Origin of the sequence: Pseudonocardia sp. HH130630-07 (assembly GCF_001698125.1) — a bacterium.
GTDB lineage: Bacteria > Actinomycetota > Actinomycetes > Mycobacteriales > Pseudonocardiaceae > Pseudonocardia.
On record NZ_CP013854.1, the window covers coordinates 1,026,841 to 1,039,366 of the forward strand.

Here is a 12,526-nt window from a genome sequence, read left to right on the forward strand (position 1 = left end):
ACCAGCGACAACCCTCGGTCAGGCCGGCCCACACGAAGGCGAGAGCGTCGGCGATGTTTGAGCACAGCGGCAACCCAATCTGAGCAGTTCGTCGGCGACGACCTTTCGCATAGTCGCGGACACAAGTCAGGCCACCATTCGACGAATTTCATTCGCGATGTCCTGCGAAGCCGATTCGAGGAGTCCTGACCGGTTAACCATAGACTTCAAAGAACGCCTCTCGCTATCATTGAGGTAATCAGCGATCGCATGACAGTCGAGCAGTCGAGCGACGTAAGCGTCGTTCGACACGACTGCCTGCCGGTAGACTCTTTCAATCACCGTACAGCTGAACGGATTTTGAGGGCCTCCGGCGACGTCTATCACGGCAAGCCCGAGGCTTGCAGTGAAGAAGGCGTGGCGCTCGTCAAGATGAGTCGCTCGATAGCATTCGATCATCTGGTCGTGCGGCTTTGACTGGCCTCGCGAGACGGTGGCATTCAGGGTTTCGACGATAGCGCGTTCCCAGGGCTCAGTCACGGTCGAGCCATGGATTAGTTCGCTGGCACGGTCGATCTCCCCCTCGTTGAGGTAAGCGATGACCGCGACTTGGCGTCCGTCGAGCAGTCGATCACCTATCCCGCGATGAGACTCTGCGTGAGCCCGCGCGTCGGCCCATCGGCCAGCGGCGGTTAATCCGCGTATTCCTTCTCGGAGAAGACTCATCCATAGCCAGGTTCGGACCGCGTGATGCGCATCGGTAGTCATCTGCGAGTGGTCGAGTCGTACCTTTTCGTCGTCAACGATGACATCGTCGCCGTGAGTGGCGCCGCGCAGGAGACTACTCAGGATGCCGATGGCGTGGTCGGGGTCGTCGTGGCGCAGCGCGAGGCGAGCGAGGTTGACGAGGGGCTCCAGGGCGAACCTGGCTTCTCGTTCGGATCGGGGCGCGAGCGGGTAGCGGCGGTGATGCTGCCAGCACAGCTCGCGGGCGAGGTCGGGATGCTGCTGGTCGCTGGCCAGCAGCGCCGCCTTGTTGTGGGCGACCGCGAGCAGCGGAACGGGATCGGCGACGGTTTCGGCGTCGCGAACAAGGGTCGCGATCTCGGCGAGCCTGCTGTGCAGTGGAGCGCAGGACAGCCGTGGCCGGGCGACGAGCGGGAACCGGCGCAGAGCGGCCACGGCCGTCGGCTCGCCTCTGGTCGCAGGGCTCACCACGTGATGGTGAAGTGGGTCGTCTCCCGCACGATGCCGGGTCCGGAGTCATCGGGTTCCGGACGGGAAGGGCGCGGGGTGTGCTCGCGGTGGGCGGTGATCGTGGGTTGCGCGGGGCGTTCGCAGGCCCACCGGCCGAGGAGATGTCCGAGCTCGTCGGCCACGGCGGTCGCGTCGGGCCCGTGCGCGGTGATGCCGAGTTCGTCGGCGGTGTCGTCGTGCTGGCGGGTGGTGAGGTAGGCGAACGATCCGTCGCGGTAGAGGGTTGCACCGGCCCAGCGCAGGGCCGGGGTCACGATCCCGGCCCGGCGGGCGTCGGGTCCGACGCGCAACCGTCCGAATAGGGTCGTGGACGGGTCGGCGGTGGTCGCCAACCAGAGGTCGAGGTGTTCGGCCGGTTCGTCGTGACCGACGGTGACGCCGGTCCACCGGGTGAGAGGGTCGTGGCTCAGGGCCTGGCCGAGGGCGTGGGGGTCGGGGCGGTCGGAGCGTTCGACGGCCATGACGACGTCGGTGTCGAGGCGGACGACGTCTTCGGGATGCTCGTCGGTGCCGCGCATCGGGACGAACCCGCACACCAGCGCCGATCGCGCCACCAACACCGGTGCGCCGTCGTCGGTGGAGCTGGTGGCGTCCGGGTCGTGGTCGAGGGGCAGGACGCGGGTCAGGCCGCTTCCGTGCAGTCGCACGGGGACGACGAGGCGTCCGCCGGGGGCGAGCTGGTCCCACCACGCCTGCGAGATGTCCCAGGCTCCGGCGGTGACGATGATCCGGTCGTAGGGGGCGGTGTCGGGATGGCCGAGAGCGCCGTCTCCGCAGTGGACCTGCACCTCGGGGTAGCCGGCGGTGTCGAGGGCGTGGCGAGCCCCCTCGGTGAGGTCCTGGTCGATCTCCACCGTGCTCACGTGGCCGTGCTTGCCGGTGAGCTCGGCCAACAGCGCGGCGTTGAATCCGGTCGCGGCGCCGATCTCCAGGATGCGGTTGCCGGGGGTGACGGCGAGGAGTTCGAGCATCTCGGCGACGAGGTTGGGGCTCGACGCCGAGGACAGCGCGGCGCCGTTCGCGCCGCGTTTGGTGATGACCGGGCGAGGTGCGTAGGCCTCGGTGAGGTCGACGCCGGGCAGGAACACGTGCCGGGGTACGCGGCTGAAGGCGCGTTCCACTGTGTCGGTGGTGAAGCCGCCACGGCCTCGGATGTGTTCGACCAGTGCGGCGCGCAGGTGCTCGGCGTCGGCGGGCTGCTCGGCCGGGGCGCTGACGGTGGGCATGTGGTGGTCCTTCCCGAAGATGGTGTGTGCGGCTGCGGAGGCGAGTCGGTGTTGCTCGGCGCCGGGGACGCCGAGCCGGTTGAACAGGAACAACAGGTGATGAGCCAGCACCGCGCGCAGGCCCCGGTGAAGTTCCCCGGTGTGGGCGTGGTCGGCGAGCTGTTGGCCGACGCAGTCGAAGGCGGCGCTCCAGGTGGGTGCGTCGTGCAGCGGGCTTTGCGGGGTGTCGCCTGCCGCGGTCAGCAGTGTCGTCACCCCGCGCACGGTCGCTGCCGGGGGTTCCTGGTGGGGGTCGGCGGGCGCTCGGTGCGCGGCGAGTCGCTGCCAGACGTCGCCCTGTTCGTAGAAGTCCAGCCCGGCCGCGCGCAGGAGCCGGGTTCCGAGCAGCACGCCCAGTTCTCGACGATGCGGATTCCGGCCAGCGGAGGAGGTCCGGGCGAGGTGGGTCAACAGGTGGGCGCTGTCGGCGGCGAACAGCTCGTGCGCGAGGTCCATGCCGTCCGGGCCACCGAACGCGGTGGTCTCGGGCTCGTAGATCGGCGTCCTTACGCGCACGACCTGGCCGGAAGCGATCAGGGCCGAGGTGAGTGCCTCGACGACGGGGGCGGGGTTTCCGGCCGGGTGCAGGCGTATCCGCCAGGACGGGCCTTTGCGGATGAACCACCACGCGACGAGGTCCGTCGCCGTGGTCAACGCCGGATGCAGCGTGGTCACCGCGACGTGTTCGGCGCTGTCGCCGTCGGCACACCACATGGTGATCTGCTGCCACTCGGGCCCCGGCTCGACTCTGTGGTGCCCGGCCGAGTCGATCGCGCGGCTGTGCGCTTGTTGGTTCAGGCCATGAGGAGGCATCGGGACCATCCGTTCGTCCTGCCCGTGGAGATGGTGCGCAGCGTCAACGCGACTCCGGCGCCACCGTCGATGAGTCCCACCGGAGCGCCCGGGTCGCGGGCGGCCAGGGCGGTCAACCGCGGCACGACAGTCGCCAACGCGGCCGATACCGCCGGGCTCTGAGAGTCGCGGGCGGCGTGCCACAGAGTGGCGGTGACGCCTGCCCAGCCGTGACACACCGAGGTGTCGCCTAGGAGGTCGAGTTGCGCCGGATCGTTAACGGCACGCGTCAGGGCGTCCTCGGCGGCGTCTTGGCGGGCGTGGTCGCCCAGCGCGATCCCGGCAAGTTGCTGTGCGCGGGCGATCCCCGGCGTCCCGTAGCACCACGACGGCCGACCGGGCCCGCTCTGCTCGGCGACCTGCCCGGTCTGTAGCTCGCGGCGTGTGACGCGCTGGGGCCACCACGGGCCCCCCGCTCGGTCATGCTGACGCCAGCGATCCAGCCAGGCGCAGATCCGCTCGATCGCCTCGCGGTGCCCGGGGACGCGGATATCGGCTCGGTAGGCCAGGCACAACAGCGACAGCGGTCCGCAGATGCCGTGCGCGGCGCCCTGGTCTGCGTGGCCACCGGCGAAGACCTCCGCACCCGGGCCGGAGGGGACGTCGGTGCTCCACCACCCCGGCGCCGCTGTGCCCAGCCCGTCCGCGACCGGGACCGGGTCGGTCAACCGGACCAGGTAGCCGAGGACTGCGCGCAACAACTCGACGTCCGCCGCGGTGTCTTCGCTCGGTGGCCCGGCGCCGGGGTCCGGGAGCAGCAGGGCGCCGAGACCGGACAGCCCGCGGACCAGGTCGTATTCCGAGCGCTCCGGGCGGCGGTCGCCCGCGGTGATTCTGGCGTTCACGGCCGCAAGCCGGTGCCGTACCTGTGCGGTCACCGCCTCACGCAGCCGATGCGCTGGCCGCGGGTAGCGGTGCTCCCCTGCCGCCAGGACCGCGAACGCGACCGCGGGAGCGCCGAACCACAGTCCGCACCCACCGGTTGCGCTGACGTCTTCACACACCGCCCGCGTCAACCACGCGTGAGCCAGATCCGCGCGGCCCCGCGCAGCGTGCAGGACCACCACCCCGGCCGCGCCCTTGGACAACGATTGATCCCACCACCGCCGACTACGCGGACCGTCATCGCCATCGGCCGTTCGCACAGGTGGAGTCGCCAGCGCGGCGGCGAGATCCTCGGCCAACGTCGCGACGCGGCCGGCACTGTCGCTCCCGAGATCGACGACCTGGTTGGTCGAGGTCGTCGATCTCGGGTCGCCGGAGCGGGTGTGCTCTCGCTCGGGAGGGATGACGGTCATCGCTGCTCCTGCGGTGCGTGTTCACGGGCAAGGACCGTCAGCGCCGCGCTGCGGGCGAGCTTGACGATGGCGGCTTCGCGGTCGGTGTCCGGCCCGCAGGCACGGACATGATGCAGGTGCAGCAGAGACACCACGATCGGGTCCCGGGGCACCGAGCCCCCGCCGCCTGCGGCAAGTGCTCGGCGGTAGCCCGCGACTGCGCGGGCCCGGGACCGCCACACCTGTGTGAGGGCCTCGACGTCACGGTCAGCGAGCACGGTCGCCGGGCCTGCGGGAGAGCACAGGGCCTGGACCTGGCCGAGTACGCGCCGGTCGACGGCGGGTGTCGCGCCCGTCAGGTCGGCGCGGCGAGCGAGCCACCGCGCTCCGGCGTGACGGCCCCCGGTCAACGCGCAGGTCAGATCGAACAGGCTCGCCGCCGTCAGCGCGGACCGGTCGACCCCCGTCGACGTCGAGCGCGTGGTCACGACGACCTGTGCACGGGCCGCGGCCGAGTCGGCGGCGAACACCGCTTCGGCAGCAGACATCGCGTCGGTGTCCCCGCGTTCGGTGTAGCGGGCCAGCTCGGGCCGGTAGGTGTCGAGCAGAAGATCCCCGGCGAGACCGCGCTTGCGCAGCGTGTCCACCCACCGGCCCAGCCGTTCGGCGACGTCGCCGTAGCGCTCTGTCGGCAGCCGCAGCCTCAGTTGCGGGAACGGCGCCCAGGTGCGGACGAACCACCACGGACACGCCTCGCCGATGTCCTCGAGCAAGGCCGGAAGATGCGCCTCCAGCACGGTGTCGATCGCTCCGGGCGCGCAAGCCACCCGCGCCGAGACCAACCGCGAGCCCGGAACAATGTCGTGGCCGGGGGCGATCACGACCCGCGGCCGAGCGGAGACGACCGGAGCCGGGGCGGGGCCGGCGTCGAGGGCCAGCGGGACGACGATCTCGTGCGCCCGCCCGCCGAACCAGGACCAGTCCCGCTCCGTCGCGGCCTCGGCGACGGTCACCGGTGCGCCGACCCGGTCCAGGTGATCCCGCATCAGGTCCTGGTCCATCGCGGCGTCCAGATCCAGACGGAGCCGACGGTCTCCCGTGCCGACGGCGACGACCGCGGGCAGACCGAGGCGTTCCCGCAGCCGAGCGAACTCGGTCCGCCACGTCTCGCCACTGGCGTGGGCCCTGGGCAGGGTCGCCGGGTCGATCCGCCAGCGGGCCACCGACAGCACGCAACGCCCGTAGCGCAGGCGCGGGCGGAACGGCAGGACCTCGGCGGCACCCCAGGTGAACTGGCTCAGCGCCGAGCCGGTCGCGCGGGGAAGTTCGGTCAGGAACCGCACCATCGGCGCCATCGCGTGCCGTGCGACCGCGCAGGCTACGACCGGCTCGACCAGGACACCGCGGTTCTTGTCGATCAGGTAGAGCCCGTCATGATCGGCGGTCACCAGCAGGTCCCGCACCCCGAGAACATCGGCTTCCTCGGCGGCATCGGTGGTGGAGGCGGCCGGGCCGTACTCGCCCACGGACAGCACCGTGGGCAGCATCTGGACCGCGCGAGCGACGTTGCCGACACGAGGCTGATCGGGAGTGAACGACAGCTGCACCGGGACGGCCCCGGTGACCGATGCCGGAATCCCACGAAGAGCCTCGATCGAGCGGGAACGGTCGGCCGCGGGCAGCAGGTCCAGGAAGCGGCCGGTCGTCGCCATGCCCGAGCGGCCCACACCGACCGCGACAACGAGGAAGTCGCCGTCGTTCACGGCGGCGCGGGAACGGGCGCGTAGCTCCACCGACACGTCCAGGTGCGGCGCAGCGCGCCCCGCCGCGACCGGGGTCGGATCCAGCGTGTCGACGTCGGCGTCGGTCAGCACCACCTCGTGGTCCCCCGCCAGCGCCGCGTTCTGCGCGAGCATCAGCAACGTCTCGTCGCGCCCGGTCATCGGCTCCCGGGCAGCACCGGTGACGAAGTGGCGTGGATAGCCCAGACCCGCGACCGGGTCGACGACGTCGCCGAGAGCGACCGCGGCGCCCGCGCCGAACCGGTCGAGGAACTGAGCGTGATACGCCTGCCAGCCCGGATGGCCGTGGCGCCACGGAACCAGCCGAGCTAACAGCGCCGCCGCCGTCTCGACGTCCTGGGCGACCTGTGTCGGGAGTGTGAGGTGAGTGCCGAGCGCGAGATCGACTGCCCATCGCTCCGACGGGCCCGTGCCGGCGAGACGAGTTTCTATCGTCGCGGATTCGACCACGGTGGACGACGGCGCTCCCCGTTCGTCGAGAGTGCGGCGCAGGTGGCGAACCGGGTCGACGACGGTCGAGGGCGCGTGCAGGCAGCTCACCAGCAGGCCGCAGCTCACCAGTTCGGTGACCATGCGACCAGCCGCCCGAGCGTCACTCCCCGGGAACGCGGCCACAAGCTCCTCGACAATCCGACAGACCTGAACCGGCGAGACGGCGAGCGACAGAACCAGCTCTACCGCGCGGCCACGGCGAACCGACACCCCGCCGCCACCGATAGATCCGTGCACCGCGATCCGAGCTCCATCGCGGACAACCATGTCATTGAGCCTTTGCCAACCTGGTGTTGGGGCTGGTCAGAGCCTGTGCGGCGTGGCGTGCCCTCGAATGGGTGAAGCTCCTGGTAGACGGGCGATTGCTGAGATCGAAACCGTCCAACCAGGAGCTTCAAGGTGCTGTCCTACCCGTCCGGGATGACCGTGTCCAGCCGTGCCCTGCACGTACTCTCTGACGCGCTGCGCGCGCACCGCAACCAGCGGGCGACCCGGTGGCGGAAGCTGACGTGCGGCCGCCAGGCCCTGCTCGTGGTCGCCCACCTGCGCAAGGGCGAGACCTACACCGACCTCGCCTGCGGTTTCCGGGTCGGGACCTCGACGGTCTACCGCTACCTGCGCGAGGCGATCGAGCTGCTCGCGGCGATGGCCCCGACCCTGGAGCAGGCGATCGACGTCGCCATCGGGAAAGCGTTCGTCATCCTCGACGGCACCCTGCTGCGCATCGACCGCGTCGGGATGGCCTCGGGCTATGACCGCGGGTTCTACTCCGGCAAGCACAAGTGCCACGGACTCAACGTCCAGGTCATCGCCGACCCCGCCGGCCGGCTGGTGTGGATCTCCCCGCCGCTTCCCGGAGCCCGCCACGACATAGGCGCCGCCCGCGAGCACGGCATCATCGACGCCCTGACCGAGCACCGGATCCGGGCGGCTGCCGACACCGCATATCAGGGCGCCGGCCCGACGGTCGCGGTCCCGCACCGGCGGCGACGCAAGGACCCCGACACCGGCCGGTTCCGCCCGCTGTCGCACAACCAGCGCGAGGTCAACGCCGCTCACTCACGCCGCCGCGGACCCGGTGAGCGGGTCAACGCCGAGCTGAAGAACTGGAAGATCCTGCGCAAGATCCGCTCCAGCCCGAACCGGGCCGGACAGCTCATCGCCGCAGTTCAGACCCTCATGATCGTCAACACCTGACCAGGTTGGCAAAGGCTCATTGCCTACAACGAGGAGCCGTTCGATGAACTCAGGATCGGATTCGACGTGCCTGATCTTTTCTGCCCACCGCCCGGCATCGGGGCGCTGTCGGCGAACATGTCGATCGGACCATTCGTAGTCGAGGGTAGCGCTAAACCGGACCGGAGCGACTCCGGCGAACAAGCCGAACGGAGTCGCCCGCCCGCGCATCCGAACCACATATCGAGCCAGCGACATCGCCAGCCGACGAGCCTGACGGGCGCCCACCCCGGAGCGGGTACACGCCGCGGCGATCTCGGCCGCCAACGACGGACTCGCCAGCTCGACAGCCTCAGCGACCCTGTCCACCGACCATGCTTCGACCAACCACGCGGACCACTTCCCTTCGAGACCACCACTGGCTGAGGCGCCCGGTTCGGCCGAATCCGGCCACCACCCCGGGATGACGTCCCCGAGGTGGGCGCTGGCGCGCACCTGCGCGGCGTCCACCCGCCGGTAAGCCCGATACGACACATCGACTCCAGGTCCCAGATCGATCATCAGCGACGGAGCGCTGTGGCCGCCCCCACCAGCCGGGGGGCGGCCACAGCGCACGTGATCAGCAGTCGCCGTCCCTACGGGTGTCGCACCCGTCATCGGTGTTGCCGAGCAGCGCGGCGGCGACCGGACCGCTCTCGACGATCTTCATGTCCAGATCGAACTCGCCGCCGATACCACCAGAAAAACTCGACACATCATGATTCATGAATACCTCCACATTCGCGGTCGCAACCGAACTATCCCGCAGCTCGGCAACAGACCATGAACCGCACGGCGGACAACGCAACACTTACACATACTCCGCGCGGACATTTCTAGCGCGCCATCGTGCGCGCCCGATATCGCAGTACTCAAATAATGCGGCCGGAAGTGACAGCACTCGTCCACCTACGTCATCTATTGGGACTTGGCGTGATGTTCACGCATGCAGCAGTATCTCTACCTCCATCCGAGTTGTTGTGATGCCATCTCCAGTGACGGCCGGACAGGGCAGGTATCCCCGAATGCGGGCGGGCCGTCCTCCGTACAGCCCACACACAGCCCGGAGGAATCGACTCTGTGTGCGCGACGAAGATCGGCGAGGACGTCGGGATGATCGACGAGGTAGGCGACGGTGCGCCCATCTACCTCTCGTGGCCTGCGGTCATGAACGCGTCGACCGAACACCGCGCCGTCTGGTTGTCGTTCGAGAAGGGCCGCGCACCACCACTGCCAGGTCGCGCTCGTGACGGGACCGACGACGGCGCGGCCTCCGGGAGCAAGCTGGGCCAAGCAAGCGCGCGAGATCTGCAGCTCGCTCGGGATGACGATCGCGGTGTAGGAGCCGTTCAGGGCCGTCTGCTGACCCGGTGCCCCGACCACGACTTCCGGGTACCAGCCGCACGCAGCGAGGGCGCCGGAGACGGTCTCGGCGTGTGCCGGCGTAGCCGAGGTGGTCATCACATGGCGGTCCCCGAGGGCATGACACAGCAGCGCCACCGCGTAGGCGTCCGCGTCCACGTGCAGCACACGCATCGGGCGCACTCCCGTGTCGAGTAGTTCCAGGACCCACGCCAGGCCGACCAACCCGGGCCACACGCGAGGGTCGTACAGCGCGGCCAACTCACCGCCGCGCACGCGCTCCGCCCGATCCGAGCCGAGCGGGCTCGTCATCAGGTGATGGCGCGGCACTGCGGCGACCGCTTCGGCCCAGCACTGCTGGCCGAGGTAGCCCCAGCACTGCAACGTTGCCCGGAGCTGGGCCGCGTACCGGCTCCACCCCGCGTCATCGTGACTCTTGTCGGACGAACCGAGCTGCCCCGGCTCGACACCGTCGAAGTCCTCGTGAACATCACTCACGACCGGCACCGCAGCTTCGGCGCAACGGCTGCCACCCGCTGTGTCTCCACGACCCACATGGCGTTCCGTCCCGCGGTCCTCGCGGCGTGGAGCGCGGCCTCCGCCGCCCGCGTCAACTCCGCCAGACCGGGACGCTCCCCGCGCGCAATCGTCGCCGCGCCGATCGAGACGGCGACCCGCGTCGACGGCGGTTCCACACGTCCAGACCGCACCACCGATACCACCGGCGCCCGTAGCGACACCGTCACGGCCTCGACGTCGCTACGGACACGACCCGCGATCTCCATCGCCTGCACCGGACCGTGGTCGGCCCCCACCATCAGTACCGCCATCGTCCGCCGGTCGTGGCGCCCGACCACGTCCAAATATCCACCCCGTCGGCGAATCGCCCGCACGACCACGTCTGCCAAGACGAGGTCCCCCGCCGCACTACCGGGTTGGTCCACCACGAGGTCGTCCACAGTGATCATCAACAGGGCCGGACGATTCCCTTCCTCAGCCGCCGCGAGCTCGCGTTCAGCCGTTGCCGTCCACGAGCTGCGGGTCAGGGTCCCCGTCGGCGCGTCGATCGCCAGGACGAGATCAAGAAGGCGCACCCGCTCTCGATGAGCGCATCCCTCATCCGACGGTGCATCGGCGGCAAGACGCCGCCGCGCGTAGGGAGTCACTCCGCGGCCCCCGCTAGTGCCGCGTCCGGGAACGTTGGGGACGTAATCGTGTCGGCTTGATCCGTCCCGGTCTGGCGCAGGAGGCTGTGCGCCGGAGGTGATGGCCGTGGCGCGACAGCCGGAGGTGTTCGTCCGGGGACTGACCCCGGACGAGGCCCAGCGATTGGTCAGGATCACGCGCACGGCGCGGGACCGGGTCCGGTTGCGGCGGGCGGGGATCGTGCTGGCCTCGGTGCAGGGCCGGACCGCGACCGAGGCCGCGATGATGTTCGCGGCGAAGCCGCAGTACGCGCGGGAGGTGATCCACGCGTTCAACCAGCAGGGCTTCGCCGCTTTGGACCCAAAATGGAGCGGGGGCCGACCCCGTAGGTTCGGTCCCCACGTCCGTGAGCTGATCTGCCGGGTCGCTCGCACCCCGCCCCAGCAGGTCGGGTTGCCGTTCACCACCTGGAGCCTGGCCAAGCTGGTCGAACACCTCGCCGCCGCACACCGGGTCGTGATCAGCGTCGAGACCGTCCGCCAGGTCCTGCGTGACGCCGGGGTCCGCTGGCAGGCCACGAAGACCTGGAAGGCCAGCCGGGACCCGCGGTTCGTGGAGAAGATGAACCGGATCCTCGACCTCTACGACCGCGCCGCCGACGGTCGCCTCGAACCGGGTGCGCGGGTGATCTGTGTCGATGAGTTCGGGCCGCTGAACCTGCTGCCCCGCCCCGGTCGGGGCTGGTTCCCGATCCGGCGCCCGGCCCGGCTACGGGCCACCTATAGCCGTCACAGCGGGGTCCGGCACATGTTCGCCGGTCTGGACCTGGCCTCCGGGCAGCTGTTCTACCGGCTCCGTGACCGCAAACGCGGCCGCGAGTTCCTCGACTTCCTCCGCCAGCTGCGCCGCCGTTTCCCCACCGGCGGTCTGCACGTGGTCTGCGACAACTTCTCCCCGCACCTGCGCACCGATGTCGCGCACTGGTGCCACGACCACGACGTCGAGCTGGTGCTCACCCCCACGAACGCGTCCTGGCTGAACTGGATCGAGTCGGAGTTCACCGCGCTGCGCTACTTCACCCTCGACGGCAGCGACTACCCCTCCCACACCGCCCAGGAAGCCGCGATCGCCGGCTACATCCGCTGGGCCAACCGCCACGCCCGACCCAAGAAACACTTCGCGCCCGAGTCCAAGATCCGCAGGCCGGATTACCTACCCAACATTGCCTGACGAGGCACTAGCACGCCCCACCAACCGGCGTTCCGGCGAGCCGGAGATCCAGCGGTACTCCGGGCGGCCGCAGCCGACGAAAGGTAAGGAGCAGCCTCGGCGTGACACTCAGGGCACGCAGGTCGAGGGCCAGCCAACAGCGACTCGGCTACGACCCGACGTCCACATAGCGCGAGAAACGTCGAGTCATCGTCGTCCGCGCTGGCGGCGGTCGCGACCGCGTACGCGCGATCGAGGACGAGATGCTGTCGTCCGTTGACCGGGCAACTGACAGACACCAACTCCGCCGAGGTCAAGAGCACAGGGTCTGTGACCGCGAGCTCGGCGTGTTCTGGCTGCCCCGACATGACAGCGCGCCTGAGTCTGCCGCCGGTGGTTCCGGCCGCTAGGGAGCGACGACCGGAACCACCATCGAACACACGACAACCGCGCACCAAGGGGACGGCGCCGTCATCGAACGTCCCGATGCACCCGGATACGTAGTCCCGGAGACGATGGGATGCGGCGATCCGGCGAGCTGGGGTCATCACCGGACCGCCGCCGCTGCCGACACGATCGCGGCTCCGTACGAGCAGCCGAGGCCGCTCATTGAGCGTCACGACGGGCGTCGGCAGCAGATCAGCCCGGGGCCTCTGTTGTGGGCAGGACA

At 69.8% G+C, this 12,526-nt stretch carries 9 protein-coding genes and 1 pseudogene; 2 read left to right on the forward strand and 8 right to left on the reverse strand.

What is annotated here, in order from left to right; translation table 11 throughout:
* Positions 1-126 precede the first annotated feature (126 nt).
* From AFB00_RS04950 to AFB00_RS04965, 4 genes are all read right to left on the reverse strand, one after another.
* Positions 127-1,194, reverse strand: a complete 1,068-nt coding sequence (locus AFB00_RS04950; RefSeq protein WP_156819378.1) for a hypothetical protein — start codon at positions 1,192-1,194, stop codon at positions 127-129.
* A complete protein-coding gene (fxlM, locus tag AFB00_RS31365; RefSeq protein ID WP_231974219.1) occupies positions 1,191-3,176 on the reverse strand; it encodes a methyltransferase, FxLD system in 1,986 nt (661 codons plus the stop codon). Before fxlM ends, AFB00_RS04950 begins: the two co-directional genes overlap by 4 nt.
* Positions 3,177-3,295: 119 nt before the next feature.
* On the reverse strand, positions 3,296-4,651 hold the full coding sequence (locus AFB00_RS04960) for a lanthionine synthetase C family protein (protein ID WP_083275277.1): 1,356 nt from the start codon (positions 4,649-4,651) through the stop codon (positions 3,296-3,298).
* A complete protein-coding gene (locus AFB00_RS04965) occupies positions 4,648-7,191 on the reverse strand; it encodes a lantibiotic dehydratase (protein WP_083275278.1) in 2,544 nt (847 codons plus the stop codon). The genes AFB00_RS04960 and AFB00_RS04965 overlap by 4 nt, the downstream gene beginning before the upstream one ends.
* 132 nt (positions 7,192-7,323) lie before the next feature.
* Between AFB00_RS04965 and AFB00_RS04970 the strand changes: the two genes are divergently transcribed.
* Entirely contained in the window at positions 7,324-8,121 is a 798-nt protein-coding gene (locus tag AFB00_RS04970) for a transposase family protein (RefSeq protein ID WP_068796246.1), read from the forward strand.
* Positions 8,122-8,148: 27 nt separating this feature from the next.
* On the opposite strand, the pseudogene AFB00_RS36000 reads toward AFB00_RS04970, so the two are convergent.
* The 4 genes and pseudogenes from AFB00_RS36000 to AFB00_RS04980 form a co-directional block, all read right to left on the reverse strand.
* Positions 8,149-8,757 (reverse strand): annotated as a pseudogene (locus AFB00_RS36000) (lantibiotic dehydratase); the annotation flags it as partial.
* Positions 8,720-8,866 (reverse strand): FxLD family lanthipeptide, encoded by a 147-nt coding sequence (locus AFB00_RS31375; RefSeq protein WP_083275966.1) that lies wholly within the window; start codon positions 8,864-8,866, stop codon positions 8,720-8,722. The pseudogene AFB00_RS36000 and the gene AFB00_RS31375, both read right to left, overlap by 38 nt.
* A 233-nt stretch (positions 8,867-9,099) precedes the next feature.
* The gene (locus tag AFB00_RS04975; protein WP_156819380.1) at positions 9,100-9,999 is read right to left on the reverse strand and encodes a hypothetical protein; all 900 of its coding nucleotides are present in this window, start codon (positions 9,997-9,999) and stop codon (positions 9,100-9,102) included.
* Positions 9,996-10,667: a diguanylate cyclase gene (locus tag AFB00_RS04980; RefSeq protein WP_197519750.1), complete on the reverse strand. Its 672-nt coding sequence runs from the start codon at positions 10,665-10,667 to the stop codon at positions 9,996-9,998. The genes AFB00_RS04975 and AFB00_RS04980 overlap by 4 nt, the downstream gene beginning before the upstream one ends.
* Positions 10,668-10,767: 100 nt before the next feature.
* Between AFB00_RS04980 and AFB00_RS04985 the strand changes: the two genes are divergently transcribed.
* Positions 10,768-11,877, forward strand: coding sequence for an IS630 family transposase (locus AFB00_RS04985; RefSeq protein WP_231974221.1), 1,110 nt, complete (start codon positions 10,768-10,770; stop codon positions 11,875-11,877).
* Positions 11,878-12,526 lie beyond the last annotated feature (649 nt).